This is a genomic window from Nitrosarchaeum sp. AC2, assembly GCF_013407385.1.
Lineage (GTDB): Archaea > Thermoproteota > Nitrososphaeria > Nitrososphaerales > Nitrosopumilaceae > Nitrosarchaeum > Nitrosarchaeum koreense.
The window spans coordinates 1,300,123-1,315,571 of sequence record NZ_CP030847.1 but is presented as its reverse complement, the minus strand read 5'-3'; the positions used below and the strand labels follow the sequence as shown (position 1 = coordinate 1,315,571).

The 15,449-nt window shown below is 34.6% G+C and carries 17 protein-coding genes; 9 read left to right on the top strand and 8 right to left on the bottom strand.

The genetic code is table 11. The features are described from left to right. Window positions 1–8 precede the first annotated feature (8 nt). The 3 genes from DSQ20_RS07975 (at window position 9) to DSQ20_RS07965 (ending at window position 3,357) form a co-directional block, all read left to right on the top strand. A complete protein-coding gene (locus DSQ20_RS07975) occupies window positions 9–1,403 on the top strand; it encodes a multicopper oxidase domain-containing protein (RefSeq protein ID WP_179366362.1) in 1,395 nt (464 codons plus the stop codon). A 74-nt stretch (window positions 1,404–1,477) separates the two neighbouring features. Next, window positions 1,478–2,410, top strand: a complete 933-nt coding sequence (locus tag DSQ20_RS07970) for a D-2-hydroxyacid dehydrogenase (RefSeq protein WP_179365238.1) — start codon at window positions 1,478–1,480, stop codon at window positions 2,408–2,410. A 98-nt stretch (window positions 2,411–2,508) separates the two neighbouring features. Further along, window positions 2,509–3,357 (top strand): hypothetical protein, encoded by an 849-nt coding sequence (locus DSQ20_RS07965; RefSeq protein WP_255458209.1) that lies wholly within the window; start codon window positions 2,509–2,511, stop codon window positions 3,355–3,357. Between the two features lies 1 nt (window position 3,358). Here the strand turns inward: DSQ20_RS07965 and DSQ20_RS07960 are convergent, their stop codons facing one another. The 3 genes from DSQ20_RS07960 to DSQ20_RS07955 are packed head-to-tail and all read right to left on the bottom strand — an operon-like array spanning window position 3,359 to window position 4,500. Next, the gene (locus tag DSQ20_RS07960) at window positions 3,359–3,715 is read right to left on the bottom strand and encodes a hypothetical protein (protein ID WP_255458208.1); all 357 of its coding nucleotides are present in this window, start codon (window positions 3,713–3,715) and stop codon (window positions 3,359–3,361) included. Next, the gene (locus tag DSQ20_RS10860) at window positions 3,682–3,867 is read right to left on the bottom strand and encodes a hypothetical protein (RefSeq protein WP_255458207.1); all 186 of its coding nucleotides are present in this window, start codon (window positions 3,865–3,867) and stop codon (window positions 3,682–3,684) included. Before DSQ20_RS10860 ends, DSQ20_RS07960 begins: the two co-directional genes overlap by 34 nt. Window positions 3,868–3,870: 3 nt before the next feature. Next, on the bottom strand, window positions 3,871–4,500 hold the full coding sequence (locus tag DSQ20_RS07955) for a hypothetical protein (protein WP_255458206.1): 630 nt from the start codon (window positions 4,498–4,500) through the stop codon (window positions 3,871–3,873). Window positions 4,501–4,707: 207 nt separating this feature from the next. Here DSQ20_RS07955 and DSQ20_RS07950 point away from each other — a divergent pair, with 207 nt between their 5' ends. The 4 genes from DSQ20_RS07950 (at window position 4,708) to DSQ20_RS07935 (ending at window position 6,733) form a co-directional block, all read left to right on the top strand. Continuing rightward, window positions 4,708–5,166 carry a 50S ribosomal protein L15e gene (locus DSQ20_RS07950; protein WP_007551103.1) on the top strand — a complete coding sequence of 153 codons (459 nt, stop codon included), beginning with the start codon at window positions 4,708–4,710 and terminating at the stop codon, window positions 5,164–5,166. A gap of 1 nt (window position 5,167) precedes the next feature. Further along, the gene (locus DSQ20_RS07945; RefSeq protein WP_255458205.1) at window positions 5,168–5,998 is read left to right on the top strand and encodes a CFI-box-CTERM domain-containing protein; all 831 of its coding nucleotides are present in this window, start codon (window positions 5,168–5,170) and stop codon (window positions 5,996–5,998) included. Between the two features lie 52 nt (window positions 5,999–6,050). Continuing rightward, window positions 6,051–6,194 (top strand): hypothetical protein, encoded by a 144-nt coding sequence (locus DSQ20_RS07940; RefSeq protein ID WP_179365237.1) that lies wholly within the window; start codon window positions 6,051–6,053, stop codon window positions 6,192–6,194. 287 nt (window positions 6,195–6,481) lie between these two features. After that, on the top strand, window positions 6,482–6,733 hold the full coding sequence (locus DSQ20_RS07935; RefSeq protein WP_179365236.1) for a hypothetical protein: 252 nt from the start codon (window positions 6,482–6,484) through the stop codon (window positions 6,731–6,733). Between the two features lie 2 nt (window positions 6,734–6,735). On the opposite strand, the gene DSQ20_RS07930 is transcribed toward DSQ20_RS07935, so the two are convergent. Next, complete coding sequence (locus tag DSQ20_RS07930) at window positions 6,736–7,398, bottom strand: peroxiredoxin (RefSeq protein WP_179365235.1); 663 nt, start codon at window positions 7,396–7,398, stop codon at window positions 6,736–6,738. Window positions 7,399–7,501: 103 nt separating this feature from the next. Between DSQ20_RS07930 and DSQ20_RS07925 the strand changes: the two genes are divergently transcribed. Next, window positions 7,502–7,990: a HEAT repeat domain-containing protein gene (locus DSQ20_RS07925; RefSeq protein WP_007551095.1), complete on the top strand. Its 489-nt coding sequence runs from the start codon at window positions 7,502–7,504 to the stop codon at window positions 7,988–7,990. Between the two features lies 1 nt (window position 7,991). After that, window positions 7,992–9,749 carry a plastocyanin/azurin family copper-binding protein gene (locus DSQ20_RS07920; RefSeq protein ID WP_255458204.1) on the top strand — a complete coding sequence of 586 codons (1,758 nt, stop codon included), beginning with the start codon at window positions 7,992–7,994 and terminating at the stop codon, window positions 9,747–9,749. Between the two features lie 102 nt (window positions 9,750–9,851). Here DSQ20_RS07920 and DSQ20_RS07915 read toward each other — a convergent pair whose 3' ends face one another. From DSQ20_RS07915 to DSQ20_RS07900, 4 genes are read right to left on the bottom strand one after another with little or no spacing between them, the layout of a single operon-like run. Then, complete coding sequence (locus DSQ20_RS07915; RefSeq protein ID WP_179365233.1) at window positions 9,852–11,930, bottom strand: AAA family ATPase; 2,079 nt, start codon at window positions 11,928–11,930, stop codon at window positions 9,852–9,854. Then, window positions 11,914–13,068, bottom strand: a complete 1,155-nt coding sequence (locus DSQ20_RS07910; protein ID WP_179365232.1) for a DNA repair exonuclease — start codon at window positions 13,066–13,068, stop codon at window positions 11,914–11,916. Before DSQ20_RS07910 ends, DSQ20_RS07915 begins: the two co-directional genes overlap by 17 nt. Beyond that, window positions 13,068–14,600: an ATP-binding protein gene (locus DSQ20_RS07905; RefSeq protein WP_179365231.1), complete on the bottom strand. Its 1,533-nt coding sequence runs from the start codon at window positions 14,598–14,600 to the stop codon at window positions 13,068–13,070. Before DSQ20_RS07905 ends, DSQ20_RS07910 begins: the two co-directional genes overlap by 1 nt. Further along, a complete protein-coding gene (locus DSQ20_RS07900) occupies window positions 14,597–15,433 on the bottom strand; it encodes a DNA double-strand break repair nuclease NurA (protein ID WP_179365230.1) in 837 nt (278 codons plus the stop codon). The genes DSQ20_RS07905 and DSQ20_RS07900 overlap by 4 nt, the downstream gene beginning before the upstream one ends. Window positions 15,434–15,449 lie beyond the last annotated feature (16 nt).

The window sequence follows — 15,449 nt, the reverse complement described above, 5'->3', positions numbered from 1 at the left end:
GTATCAGTATGCTCTTTACTATTGCAGCAGTCGCTGTAATGGGGGCAACCTTATTCGGAAGCACATACACACAAACCCAAATTAGTGGACAATCACTCGACGTTTCAAAAATGAATGCCGATGTAATTGAACAAATCCACCAAATGGGCGGTTTACAGCTTGTAATGCCAGAGGCATTCGCAGAAACTGATTGTGGCGCATTAGCAGACTCTGGACGAAAAGTCGTAGAGTTCAACTTGACTGGCGAAAGTGTTACCCTTCCAATCATGGGAGGAAAGACATTCAATGCAATGACCTTTAGTGGACAAGTCCCAGGACCAACACTAAGAGTTACTCAAGGTGATGTCGTAAAAATGACACTAACCATCCCAGCAGGTGAAGTTACTGGACACGGTAACGACATGCATGCATCACAAATGTCTGCAGGAAACTTTGAATCCGTTAATCCGGGTGAAACAAGTCAATACTGCTACATTGCAGAAGCAGCTGGTGTTTTCAAATACCATTGTTCTGGTGTCAAACTCATTGGAATGGATCAACACGTTCTTTCCGGCATGTACGGACTAACAATTGTTGACCCAATCGATGGTTACAACAAATTAATGGTCGAGAAAACAGCAGTTAGTAATGGCAAAGTAACATTAGACAGACAGTTCTACGATGCAGATGCATTAGAGTTCACACTCCAATACAACCAATTGTACCTTACACCTGAAGGTAATTATGATGCCGGAAAAATGTTCGGACATCAAAACACTGCAACAGTTGTTAACGGAATGCAATTTGGTTATGTACCAAACATGTTACATAACATCCTTGTAAAAGGTGATGCAAACAAGAACATCTTTGTTGCACAACCATGGAATGGACTTGAACACAAGCAGTACCAATCACAACTCTTATTTGTTGAAAATGATCAGCATGTAAGACTCTTTGTTGAAAACCAAGGTAACGAACCAGTATTTTTCCACATTGTTGGTGAAATCTTGGACAGAGTTACACAAGGTAACAGAGTACAATCCGCAGCAACTGAAACATGGTTACTCGGTGGCTCACAAGGAATGATTGTTGATTTGGTATTTGACGAACCAGGTGCATATGCAGCAGTTAATCACGACTATGCCGCAATTTACACTGGCGCAGCTACGGTATTTGTAGCAGGTGATCCATTTGGATTGAATCCAAGATTGGTTGATGCAGGAGTAATTCCAGCACCAGTTCCATCATATGCTTACGCATTGGGTAACCCAAGTGATGCTGTCCCTCCAATGGGAATGAACAGTATTGCACATCCAGCAGTAAACATTCATGGTCTATACACTGATGAAGTAGCTTCTGAAATGAAAGATGCAGGTATGATTCCTTTATGGGAAGTAATACCAACATTACCACCAGTACCTTAGATAGGTACTAAACTCAACTTTTTCTATTTTTCTATTCTTAATGAGTTATATTCTGTAGTTTTTTTCTTAATTACATGGGATTTGATGATTCTGTTTTAATTTGTGATGAAGTAGATCCGGTTTTGAATAAAATATTGCAGGATAATGGATTGAAAGTTTCTTATGAACCAAAAATTACTCCTGAACAGATTAAAGAAAAAATTTCTACTTTCAATATTGTGATTGTTCGAAGTCGAACTACTATCACACGAGAGATGATCGAAAAAGCTGATAAATGTAAAATCATTGCCCGGGTTGGAGTTGGATTAGATAACGTTGATCAAGTGGCAGCTAAAGAAAAAAACATTCGAGTAATTAATGCTGCAGAAGGTGCAATGAATGCTGTTGCTGAATTAGTTTTGGGATTTATGCTGACTTTGTCTAGACAAACAGCAAGAGGTGATAGAGCAATAAGAAATGGTCAGTGGTTGAAAAATGAATTAAAAGGAACAGAGCTTAGAGGCAAGTATCTTGGAATTATTGGATTAGGAAATATTGGAAAAAGATTAGGGCGACTTGCAAGAGGACTAAACATGAATATTATTGGTTATGATGTAGTTCCAATTGATGAAGAGTTTGCAAAAGAAGTTGGATTGATGAAAGCTGATTTGGACACATTATTACAAAGTTCTGATTACATTTCCATACATGTGCCTTTGTTAGATTCTACATATCATTTGATTAATGCTCAAAAAATGGCTACCATGAAAAAGACTGCAAAAATTATCAATACTTCAAGAGGCGGAGTAGTTGATGAAGATGCTTTGTATGAAGCAATAAAAAATGGTAATTTGGGTGGTGCTGCTTTGGATGTATTTGAGAAAGAGCCTGCAATAGGAAACAAATTAGCCGAGTTGGATAATGTCATTCTAACTCCTCACATTGGGGCTCAGACAAAGGAGGCTCAATCTTTGGCAGCCAACATAATTGGGGAGAAAATTATTCAGATTCTGCGTGGCGTAATCTGATTTCTGCGTAAACTAGAAGAATAACCCAAAAAAGCTTGACTGATACGTGATTAAATATCGCCCCATTCTTTTTAAGACGGATTTTGTAGAAACTCCTTATGCAAAGTCAAGGTATGAGTGCACAATCTGACCGACTAGGAAGAATGCCAAGTTTGGGTTCACTTGCAAAAATCTCAGTTGGATTAATTTTAGTTGCAATTGTTTCTTCAGCTTTTGTTTATGCAGAGACCTCCACTGTTGTGGTAAATGGAATCTCTTATGATGTTGATTATACTGGCACCGAAGTAACTGTTTCTTCGATTACTGCTGATGCTGATTTTGTTTCTTTGATTATTGAAGTGGATGTTACAGGTTCTCCAGGAACTTTGGACATTACACTGGATAGAAACTTTTTTGATTCTGTTTATCAAGGTGAAGATGATGACTTTATCGTTCTAGTCGATGGTGATGAGCCAGAATATTCTGAAACTAACACTAGTGATCAAAGTAGAACTCTAAGCATTTCATTGCCTTTTGGAACTGAAGAGATTGAAATTATTGGCTCTCAATTTGGTTCGTCTGAAGATACACCAGTAGAAGAGGAAGAAGTAACTCAACCTGAAGAGGAAGTAACTCCGCCAGTAGAAGAGGAAGAAGTTATTCAACCTGAAGAAGAGGAAGTAACAATTCCTACACCTATTGAGAAACCAGTAGATGAGAAACCAAAGACAGAATGTGGACCTGGAACAATTCTCAAAGATGGCGTTTGTATTTTAGATGAAAGATGTGGACCTGGAACTGTACTTGAAGATGGTGAATGCGTAGTAGAACCAGTTACAGAATCTGAAGTTGCACCTCAAGGATTAGGAAAACAACTAGTCATTGGAGTTGTTGCAGGATTTATTATTGCAGGTATTGTTGGACTTGTTTTGGCTATAATGTCAAAAGCAAGTAAGAGTAGTAAATAATCTAGCAACTTAATTTTTCATTATTCATTAAATTACTAAATTCAAATCCTGAATATTGTAAAGTGGTAGTATATGGGATTATTCCAATAATTGGAGTACTGATGTTTACCATTACATACAACTTGTTTGGGTCTATTCTAATATCACCTCCATCGAATTCAAAATCCAAGTTCATAAACAAATATTGGGCCGCAGTAAATTCTTCAGAGGTAAATACTCCTTTTTGAACAGCAGTCGATGCTGGATTTATTGTAAGTGGATATACCGTAAATATTCCGTTTTGTTTCATATCATAAAAAGTAATTATTTCAAATTTCTTAAAACTCATCCAATATGGCATCGTATTACAAAATTCCACATCTCCGCCATTTGATAATTCAAAAAACTAAACTTTCCTTCACTCCATCTGAATTGTAACTGGTCTGCTGCAAAGATATTCAATATTGAATATGCAAATGGAATTATTATGACAATTATTGCCACTAATGTTATCTTTGAGTATCTATTCATTTTTTAAATTACAATAATTTCTTTGTTAATCAAATATTGAATTGCTTTTGCTGCTTCACCATCTGAAATTTTCTCTTCAAGCCACCATGCAACTACATTTTTTACCCAAATTGGTATATGTATATCTTGAAGATTTTTTTCACTTATATTATCTGGAATATTGATCACTTTTTTATCTACAAATTTATTTATTGCATCTATGAAAAATCCATCAGAAATTTGGTTGTTCAGCCAACTAAATGCAAACTGTTTCATTACAGTTGATATGCACACATTTTCTGAATCCAACAAATCAAATGATATAGTGTCTTTTCCACCTGAATATTCAACATCTAACGTATATTTTCCTGGTGGAAAAATTTCTGCCTCAAATGGCATCACAGATGGAATTGGAGTTTCTAAATTAGATATTGGAATTGGAATTGCACTACTTCCTTTTCCTGCTTGGTCAGTAATGTGTAATATTGCAGGGTCTCCTGTAATTTCAGAGACTTTGATGGTATAGAATAATTTTTCACAATAATTGTATGTGGTCTTTTCCATTATAATTTCAACAGAGGGTATGGCGTAAACACTTGGTAGAGTGCCAAAAACTACCAATGCCATGATGAGTATCCCCTGTGTTGTCTTCATCTGCTTTTCTTTATGATTACTCAATAAAAATCTCAAATCTATGCTCAGAAATCCTTTTTAATGAAAATATGATGACCTGAATTATCGAGTTTTCTGCGGATGCAAACTCTTTGGGTGCGGTTGAGATACCCACTCAAGGAGCATTTTGATATCTTAGCGGATGCTAGACGATTTAAGTTATTAAAGGGTGATTTTACTAAAATCGATATGCCTAGTATACAAGACAAGACTTGGATCAAACTATGGAAAGAAAATACTCCAGAAATTAGAGACAGAGTAGTAGAATGGCGTAAAGATAATGCCATTACTCGTATAGATAGACCAAGTCGTTTGCAAAGAGCCCGTAGATTAGGTTACAAAGCAAAACAAGGCATTGTCGTTGTTAGAATGAGAGTAGGTACTGGTGGTATGCGAAAACAAAGACCAGTTGCAGGAAGAAGACCAAAACATCTTGGTGTTACTAGAATCAAAGCAGATGATGACATGAGGACAGTTGCAGTACGAAGAGTACTTGAAAGATATCCAAACATGAAACTTTTAGGTTCATACTTTGTTTACAAAGACGGTATGCATTACTGGTTTGAAGTTATCTTGGCAGACCCAATGCATCCAAGAATTGCACAAGACAAAGAGTTACGACAAAGAATTCCTCAAATTACCGCATAAATTGAAATCGATTTTATTCGTTTTACTTTTACTACTAGTAATTACACCTGCATTTGCTCAACTATCTGATAGGACTGGATTGGTAAATAGATTAGAAGTTAACACCGGTGGACATTCTTTTGAAGTTCAAACAGTCTCCAACTTTGATATTTCAAATTATGAATTTGATGATGATCAAAAACGTCTTACTCTATACATCACTAGTGGTCTTGAAAATAATTTAGGTGAACTATACATTCCACAAACTCTTTTGAGTGGAAATTTTACTTTTTACATAAATGGTGAGGAATATCATCCAAATGTAAAGATCAATAATCAAATTTCATTTATTACATTAAATTTTACAGGCTCTGGTGATAGTAAAATTGAGATTATAGGCACTGATTATCTTCGTGGATTAAATCAAACTGTACCTGATGAACCATCTAAAGAAATTGATAATGGTGGCGGTTGTCTTATTGCAACTGCAGCATATGGTAGTGAACTAGCTCCCCAGATACAACAACTACGTGAAATTAGAGACAATCAATTACTCAAAACAGAATCTGGAAAATTATTTATGAATTCCTTTAATGATGTGTATTATTCATTTAGTCCTGTAATAGCTGATTACGAGCGTGAGAATCCAATTTTCAAAGAACTAGTAAAGATTACAATTACACCAATGATTACATCTCTGTCTATATTGTCTTTATCTGACGATTCTGAAATTATGGTTGTTGGATTGGGACTTTCTGTAATACTGTTAAACATTGGAATGTATTTTGTAGCACCTGCAGTAGTAATTGTGAAATTAAATTCCAAACTCATCAATAAAGATTATCATAATTAGCACTAGTGAGAAAGCTCTTTTTCTCTTAAATATAATAATTCATAAAATAATCATGGTAAAAAGAATCACAGTGATGATTGCAGATGATGTTGACAAGAAACTTCGTGCTAAACAGGCAAAAATCATACAGAAAACAAACTCCTCTTACAGTTATTCCAAAGTAATCAATGATGCTCTGAAACAAGCTTTACGTTAATTTGATTACAAATTTGAAAATGAATTTTAAAAATCCTTAAGTTTGAATTAGTTTGTATCACCATATGAAAAAAACCACTAAAGGCGCTATTGCTGTTGCAATCAGTGTTGCTGCATTTTATGGAATAATGATGATGCTACTTAGTACTCCATTTTGGGGGTATTGATTTGAGATTTATTTTTATTTTGTCTGTATAGTGAATACTTGTGGATAATGGAAAGGTTGCATTAATTGGCGGATTTTGTATTGTTGTGATGCTGTCTGTGTTGCTTGTTTTACTTTAGATATTGCCTAAAATAGCGGTGATTTTACCACCTTCATTATTGGGAGAAAAAGAGGCGCTAGCATTTTTAAAAAAAAGCAATCAATCAATCATTGCTGCTTGGGAGTCTTACAAGGTACAGATAGGAACTTCGGAGAACAAACAGCTAAATGAAGTTTTTAGGCAGATGTTCAAAGCCTGGACTTTATCAAATCAACGAGCAATAGACCTTTTGGAAAATAAAAGTAAATCAAAGAAAGATAAAAAATCTAAATAATTTTATTCGCTTAACAGTTTTCTAATAACTGCATCTACATTTCCTGATTGTCCAAAGGAGACATCTCTCAAGATTCCTTTTCTATCCACTATGATCATCGAGGGTGTTCCTTGTAAAGCAAATTTCTCAAAAGTTTCTGCTGAATACTCTTTTGATTTCATATAATCTCTGACTCTCTGGATTATCTGTTTTCTGTATTCTTCTGGCTGTGAATCAAATTCTGGAATTTGTCCATAGATAAACTGCATTACTTTATCATCACTTACTTTACCGTCTATCTTGGTTAGTTTGTCCATTGCTAATGGAAATGGAATCTTGTATGGTAGTTTGTTACCTGATTGTAATTGACCGTACATTGACAGTGCATCTTTTGTCTCTCCAATTACTTCGCCTGTCTCAACTAATTTTTTTAAATTATCCAGAGTATTTTTATCATAATCTTCAAAGGCAGTAGCGATTCCTATCACACGTACTCCATCATCTTTGTATTTGTTGTAGATGTTAATTGCCTCAGGTAGTGCATGCATAAAGCAGCCAGGGCAATTTACCTGAAATACCTCGACTAGTACGATGTGATCTTTTTCCTGATCAAAGTTTGTAGGAGCGCCTTGAACCCAATCAGAGACTGCAAAATTTGGCGCTTTTTGTCCTATTACTACACTCATTGTTCGACGTTGATTTTTTTTCTTTTAAAAAGATAACGCATATTCAAGATGATGTAGATATTTCGGGTAACCTAATATAGGATATAAAAAACCTGAAAGCAAAATGCAGGCAGTAACTCAAAACAGATTGGATCTATTTGCAGAGATGGAGGCAAAATATGAAAAAAAAGATACTGCCTACTTTGTGAATCTTTTGACTCATCCAGATTTTGTAATAAGAACTAGGGCTACTTGCATTCTAGTTGATTTTGGTGGCGAAGATAAAGTTCCACATGTGGCGCAAGTTTTGAAAAATGATACAAATGAGCTTGTAAGACACGAAGCTGCATTTTCACTTGGGCAGATGTGTTTGTCTAGTTGCATTCCTCCTTTGGCTGATGCCACACTTAATGACCCTAGTTTGTTTGTAAGACACGAAGCTGCAATAGCACTTGGTGTGATTGGCTCAAAAGACGCAAAAGCAGTTTTAGAAAAAGCGTTAAATGATCCGGAGACTCCGGTAGTAGAGTCTGCTGTGGTCGCATTATCTAATATTGAATTTATGGAAAAGTTAAGTAAGAATGAAAAGTTTGCAAAACTAACAGGTGGATAAGATGAATTTTACAGTTGGAATAATTGCAGCAGTTGGTGTTTTAGTGGCAATCAGTTTGGTTTTCATTTCAATGGATCCTGGATATATTGTAGAACCTGAAGCAAAACCTGTTGCATGTACTATGCAGTATGATCCAGTTTGCGGTGTTGATGATATCACTTATGGTAATTCATGTATGTTAGGTGCAGCAAATGTACAACTTGCGTATCCTGGTGAATGTGTAGTTCAAAAACCATTGCAAGATGGATTTACCAGAATGACATCTACACAACATCCAGGAGTTGGTCACGAATCACATCAATCAGTTTCAGTCATTCCATTATCTGATGAAATTTATTCGGGCACATTACACTATGATGCATCTGAACCCATTCAACTAATTGCTTTACATGGTCCACTAAAAGATGGCGAAGCTAAAGGACAACCAACTTGGACTTTGGATGGTACAACAAAATATGCACTTACATTTGTAACTCCAGATGATACCATTGGAGAATGGAAGTTTGCAGGTAATGCAGTTGCAATTCACACAAAAAATACTACCCCATTTACTGTTGATTACAAAGTAGATAGTTTGATGTCTGATACTGTAATGTCTGGAACTATGGATTCAGTGCAAGACCCTGGAATGGGACATGAATCCCACCAGATTGCAGTAATTATTGCTCCATCAAGTGATGTCTATACTGGAATTCTTTCATACTCTGCATCTGAGCCAATTCAACTGATATCATTAAGAGGTCCAATTGGTCCTGATGAAAATCCAGAAAAAATTTGGACTGTAGATGGTACGAATATTTTTGAGATGACATTTGTTGATCCTCAAAATGCAATGGGCTCTTGGGAGTTTTCAGGAAACGCACTTGCAGTTCACACTAAAAACACTACTCAATTTACAGTAAGTTACTCTGTCAGTGCTACGAAATCGCCTGGAATGGAATCTCCCGTTATGACAATGCCTGCTCTTCCAACAACTCATACAGTTTCAATTCCGCAAGGTGTGTCATCTCCTGGATGTGAGACTAGTGATACTTGCTATCTGCCATATTCTTTAGAGATTAATGTTGGCGATACTGTCTCATGGAGTAATGATGATACTGCAGCACATACTGTGACTTCAGGAACTCCAGATGGAATGGACGGTCTGTTTGATTCTGGATTGTTTATGTCTGGAACTACTTTTGATTTTACTTTTGATAAAGCAGGAACATATCCTTACTTTTGTTTGGTTCATCCTTGGATGATTGGACAAATTGGTGTAAATGAATTTGAAGAAGTGTATGTAAATCCAGTTGAAGAACCAGTTGAAGAGCCAGTTGAAGAACCAGCACCAGTTGAAGAACCAGCACCAGTTGAAGAACCAGCACCAGTTGAAGAACCAGTTGAAGAGCCTGTTGAAGAACCTGCACCAGTTGAAGAACCAATTGCAGAACCAACTTCTGAACCAACAGAGAAACGTTCAGCACCAGTTGAAGTTACAATGGCATTAGGCTCTAGTGCACCTGGATGTGAAACTACAAACGAATGTTACATTCCTTATACAGTTGAAATTTACTCTGGAGAGCCAGTAGTTTGGGTTAATGCTGATTCTGCAGCTCATACAGTAACTAGTGGAGTAAATGCAGTACATAATGGATTATTTGATTCAGGAATGATAATACCAAAAGAAACATGGGAAAATTTCTTTACTGATGCTGGTGAGTATGATTATTATTGTATGTTACATCCTTGGATGACAGGCAAAGTAATCGTTCAGTAGATTCTTTAAAATTCTAAAATATATCTAAATGACCGATTTGGAATAAAGAAATTTAAAAAAATTCCATCCTTCTTATGTTCTAATCTGAATTGTAAAATCATCTTATAGTGCAATTACCTTACTTCCATGTTCTGCGGATTCAAATTTGTATATTTTTTCCACATTTGAATCCTCAAATATCTCTGAATCATGCGTAATTATGATAAATTGCATCGGTTTTCCAATGTTTGCGATATCTGATAATTGAGATAATACTCCAACAAGTGCTTTTTTACGTTCTGCATCAAGGTGAGTTGTAGGCTCATCTAATATCATTAAATTGAGATTGGATGCTCCAAGCAAACTCGCCATGCCTAACCTGAGGGCAAGTGCAACACTGACTTGTTCTCCACCACTTAAGGATTCTAAATCTAACATTTCACTTTTGGAATAACATGTAATTGATATGTCTCTTGCTTTTTCTGATAGAGCAATTCTTTGAATTTTTGTATTAAGCAGTGTGAGATACTCCGAAGATTTTGCCGAGATTGTATTTAGTGCCCATGATCTTAAACTCATTGCAACAGGACCATCTCTGCTAAAAATATTCATTTGAATGATATCTAATTTTTCAATATACTTCTTAACGACTTTAAGATCTGATACTGTTTTTTGCGTTGTTTTTATTTGCTCTTCATACTTTGATATTTTTTCTATTATTGCACCTAGATGTTGATCTGTTTGTGAAAGAACAGTTTGTTTTTCATTAATTGATTTTTTTAGATTTAAAAATTCATCTTCATTAAACCCTTTAGTCTCTTGCTCTAATTTTGTAATGATCTCAAAAATTCTTTTTGCATTAGAGTCTATCTGAGATATTTCTAATAAATTACCGTTAATAGATAATGGAATTTTTTGTACGTTTTCTTTTTTTAATTTTATTTCTCCTTGAATTTTTCTTATATCTTCTTGATCCTTAATGGCATGTGCTCTTAATGTTGCTTCAGCATTTCTTACGTCTTGAAGTCTTTTAGAAAACTCTGCCCTTTTTTGATTATATGATAAACGTTCTTTTTCTGCTGAAATAATTTGTTCTTTAATAGATACGATCTCTTGCTTTAGATGCTCTTCTTGAAATAATGGATTTAGTTTTTCAACTTTAGAGTCACATACTGGACATTTGTTGTCCTTTAATTGGATTTTTTCAGCTAATGCTTGTTTTTCCTTAAGCGATGCAACTTTGCCTGTCAATTCCTGAATTCTTTTCTGGTTTTCTTCTATTGCAAATTCTATTCTTTCCATTTTTGATTCTAAATCATTTTTCAGACTAATATGCTCAAAACATCCCTCACAATCACGTATTTTGTGCTCTTTTTCGGCAATTTCTCGCTGAATCTCTTGAATTGCCTCTTTTGCATATGACTGCAGTTCTTTTTTCCTTAATTCTAGTTGATTCCTCTTATCTATTTTTGGGGATTCTATCTCTAATTTTGCTCTGAGTGATGATACTTCTTTTTGTAATTCAATTTGTTTTAAAACAAGTTGTTCTTTTTGTGGTTTAGATTCTTCTAGATCTGCTATGAATTTTTGTAATTCTCGTAATAAAATATCAATATGTGTATCATCATATCCTTTTTCATTTCTTATCTTTTCTCGGAAATTTTTTGTAATTGTTTTCATTGCCTCTGATGCTACATCCAGTTTATCGATTCCAATTATTGCATTTAGTAGTTCTTTGAACTCTTTTGGTTTTGCTTTGATTATTGCATTTAATTCTCCTTGTTGCACTATTGATGCAATCTTTAACTTCTCAAAACCTAATCCTATTATTTTTTCAACCTCTTGTGTCATCGATTCACCAAATTGCTTTCTTTCACCAGCTGCAATTTCTAAAAATTCATCATTAGCATTCTCACTGAATTTTGCAGCAAGTCCACCTTTGTTATCTATTTTTCTTACTGCTTGGTATTGTTTGCCATTGATGTTAAATTCTACTTTAGCAAATCCCTGATTAGACCCTCTTTTTATCAATCCCTTATTTGATTTTCTAGTATGTTGTCCAAACAATGCAAATGTAATTGCGTCTATGATGCTTGATTTTCCTGCTCCGTTTTGTCCTACAAATACCGTTACTCCATTTCCAAATTCTAATCTTGTTTGAGAATGTGATAAAAAATCTCCTAATTCAATTGCCGTTATCATTTACTTTCTCCTTTTTGTATTTCTCAAAGTTTTCAATAATGATCTGAGTAGCTTCTTTGATCTGAGCAGATGACAATAATGGAAGTAATTCCTTTATGGCGAAATTTGCAATTTGTTCTGAACCACTTGCATCAACTGCTAATCTGAGCATCTCGTAATCGATTGTATTTGGTCTTTCTAGGAATACTGACGACTCTGATATCTCTTTAGATGTAATTCGCCAAAAACATCTCAATGTTTGTTGGTATAACCTAGAAATTTGTGCCTGAATTTGGTCAGTTTCTATGTTTTCACCTTGAATTTTTATTTCTACTATTGGTTTTCGCTCTATATTGCCTATTTTTGAAGAGATTTCATCTACTACTTTTGTTAATTCGTCATAGTTTGTTTTAAATGAAAATTGTTGTCTTGTATCTAACTCAATCCAATTGTTTTTTATTTCTTTTTCAGAAATATCTACTTCAAAGAATCCTTTCTTCGTCTCCTTGATTCCTTCACTTGTTGTTAATTCTATTGATCCTGGATAAGCTACTGGTCCGTTTAGATGACTAAATTGTTTGATATCATGATCATGCAAATGACCCATTGCATAATATGTAAAATTTTTTGGTAAATCTGTTGACTGTAATTCTCCTGCAAACTTGTTAAACTCTGTAATTCCTTGATGTAATACTAGAATTTTATGTCCTACATGTTTGCTTGCAATTTCATCCACTACTCTGAATTTTTCTTCAAATTGCGGAATTTCTGTTTTCCTTATTTTATCAAATCCCGCTATCAACACTCCTTTATGATTAATTGGATTTCCCTGTCCGATGTATCTTGAAAACTCTAAGTTGTGATACACATATGGGATTGGAGTTGCACGAATTCTACTTATATCATGCTCTCCTAAAATAAAAAATGAATCAATGCTATTATTTTTTAATCTCTTTAACGCATTTGCCATTTGAACAATTGCAGTACCGTTTGGATTTGGTATGTGAAAAATATCTCCTGCAAATATTACAAAATCCACATGATCTTTAATTGAAATATCTATGGCTTGATTAAAAACATGATATACATCATGTTCTCTTTCCTCTGAACCATACTGTACTAGTCCTAGATGAGTATCTGAAATATGTGAAAATAGCATTAGTCTAACAACAAATCTTTCTTGACAAGTCCTTGAGTTGATTCTACGGCAATCTCATTCATCTTTTCTGCATTTGCCCATGCATTAACTGCACTTTGATCTGCTCCCATGATCTTTTCCTTTACTTCTTCAACGTGTACTAGCGAGGGTAAATTGGTCCACTGTCCTACCAGTACTGCATCTCCTACATTCAAAGAAGTCAATTGAGCAATTAATTCACGACTAGTAGATTCTGTGGCAGCTGCTATTTGACGCTGATCATCTTCTTGTATTATTTTCATTATAGCAAAAGATCCTAATTGACTGAGAACGTTCAGATCTACACTTCTTGGTCTCTGTGATACTATTCCTAAACCCAATCCGAACTTTCTTCCTTCTCTGGCAATTTTGGCTGCCCAATATTTTGCACTTGTGTCATGATCTTTTGGAATAAACACATGCGCTTCTTCTATTATTACAAAAATAGGTGAATCAAACTTGTAATTTCTCTCTCTTTTTGATCTTCCATGTTTTACAATACTGGCATCTTTTCTGTCTTTGAGTAGTTGTTGTAAATAGAATGCCAGTGCAACGTTTGCTTGCTTTTCAGATAATTCTGAAATATTTAAAATATTTGTCCGTCCCTCTTTGATAAAACTAATTGGGTCTCCCATATCTGGATCCAATATGTCTTCAAATCTTCTTTGAGCTTCCTCTATGATGTCTTGAACTCTATACGCTGATGTTCTGATCTCTTTGATTTTTTTGTCTTCTGAATTTACAATGAATTCTACTTCTGTTTCTAATTTCTTCCAAAATTCTTTTGATTCTTTTACTTGTTTTGTAAATGCCATTCTTAATACTCTTTGTTGTACATTTGCACCGTCTCTAATTTCTAAAACTTCTGATAATTGATCTGCATCCAATAATCTAGGATTAATTTTTGCATCAATTACATTTATTCGTGGAATGTTTAACGTTGTATAGTCATTATGATAATCAAAAATTATCACTGTCCCTTTTAGTTTACCAATCTGTTTTGTAATTAATGAAACAAGATTGCTTTTTCCCATTCCAGTCATCGCTAAAATTCCTAAATGTCTTGCAACAATTTTATCAAGATTGATTTTAGCTTCAATTGATTTTTCTCTTAATAAATTTCCAATTTTGACCCAACCATCTTTTTGTGGGCTGAAAATAGCCTCCAAATCCTCTTTTGTTGGCTGTGATATTGGTGTTCCTGGAATTGGTGGAACTGCTGGTATAATTGATTGTCCCTTTCGTAAATTTTCTAAAAATCCTAAAATTCCGATATGTGCAGTGTATGTTTTATCTCTCTTGTTTATCTCTGCAATTTCTGTGCTTTCAAATGCTTCGTCAAAATTTTTAACATCTGCAAATGCGGCACTTGACACAGATGATTTTTCAACTAATCCTAGAATCTCTCCTTCATCTGAATCAATTTTAATATATTCTCCAACCGAAAGCGGTCTTGATGTAATAGCCGTTACAAATGTGGGCTTTGATTCTCCTATTACAAAACCTGTGTTCAACTTAAAACCTCACGTGAACCAATTTCGTTACTCAATCCTAACAAGCTAACCATTTTTGCAAGTTCTTTGTCAGATATTTTACAGTTGTTATGTGCCAGCTTCAATGCATATGGGTATCCTCCAACACTACTTTTGTATAGTTTATTCATTATTGATTTTATTTCATCGTTATCTCTATTTCCACCTAAAAATTCTAGCTTTATGATTGGTGTTGAATCACTTAATCTCACAAATGTCGAAGAAATTACTTTATCTGCTCCATATTTCTTTTCAACAAATATCTTGCTAAACCCTGCACCTTTTGTTATGTGATTATAATAAAAAATATCTCCTGCTAACGAACCTAGATTCTCAAATTGTTTTTTTGTATTTGACGTCTTTGCAATAAAAATTACATTGTCTCTTTTTTTTATTGTTTTTACAACCATTGCATCTAATGATGATTGTCTTGTCATAAATTGTGAATGAAGTGACCCATCCATTAATACCAAATCTACTGAATCAACAGTTTTTCCACATGCCTCAATTTCCATTTTGCTTGCAATTTTTGATAGATCTATATCCGAACCTAATCCGGAATCATGTAAATCTATCAATACTTCTCCATTTGATTTAATTGATACTGCAGTTGTTGCCCAAAGTTCAATTCCTTGAAATCTTGTATTGTTAAAACTACTGTCTATTCCAGCAGTACTCACGTCTTGTTTTGTAGGCGTAAATTCTACCCAATTCTGCTTTGCTTTCTGTAAAATCTGTTCAAATTTAGGTCCTTTTAGAATGGACAGCATTTTTTCTCTGTTGATGATGGCATCTTTGTATACAGTATTTAGCACAATAATACTTTGTTGG

Excerpts from the sequence above, each read along its gene's own strand:
- DSQ20_RS07920 (WP_255458204.1), top strand. The coding sequence starts at position 7,992 with ATGAATTTTACAGTTGGAATAATTGCAGCAGTTGGTGTTTTAGTGGCA.
- DSQ20_RS10860 (WP_255458207.1), bottom strand. The coding sequence starts at position 3,867 with ATGAATAGATACTCAAAGATAACATTAGTGGCAATAATTGTCATAATA.
- DSQ20_RS07925 (WP_007551095.1), top strand. The coding sequence starts at position 7,502 with ATGCAGGCAGTAACTCAAAACAGATTGGATCTATTTGCAGAGATGGAG.
- DSQ20_RS07910 (WP_179365232.1), bottom strand. The coding sequence starts at position 13,068 with ATGCTATTTTCACATATTTCAGATACTCATCTAGGACTAGTACAGTAT.
- DSQ20_RS07940 (WP_179365237.1), top strand. The coding sequence starts at position 6,051 with ATGGTAAAAAGAATCACAGTGATGATTGCAGATGATGTTGACAAGAAA.
- DSQ20_RS07970 (WP_179365238.1), top strand. The coding sequence starts at position 1,478 with ATGGGATTTGATGATTCTGTTTTAATTTGTGATGAAGTAGATCCGGTT.
- DSQ20_RS07950 (WP_007551103.1), top strand. The coding sequence starts at position 4,708 with ATGCCTAGTATACAAGACAAGACTTGGATCAAACTATGGAAAGAAAAT.
- DSQ20_RS07915 (WP_179365233.1), bottom strand. The coding sequence starts at position 11,930 with ATGATAACGGCAATTGAATTAGGAGATTTTTTATCACATTCTCAAACA.
- DSQ20_RS07930 (WP_179365235.1), bottom strand. The coding sequence starts at position 7,398 with ATGAGTGTAGTAATAGGACAAAAAGCGCCAAATTTTGCAGTCTCTGAT.
- DSQ20_RS07955 (WP_255458206.1), bottom strand. The coding sequence starts at position 4,500 with ATGAAGACAACACAGGGGATACTCATCATGGCATTGGTAGTTTTTGGC.
- DSQ20_RS07975 (WP_179366362.1), top strand. The coding sequence starts at position 9 with ATGCTCTTTACTATTGCAGCAGTCGCTGTAATGGGGGCAACCTTATTC.
- DSQ20_RS07965 (WP_255458209.1), top strand. The coding sequence starts at position 2,509 with ATGCAAAGTCAAGGTATGAGTGCACAATCTGACCGACTAGGAAGAATG.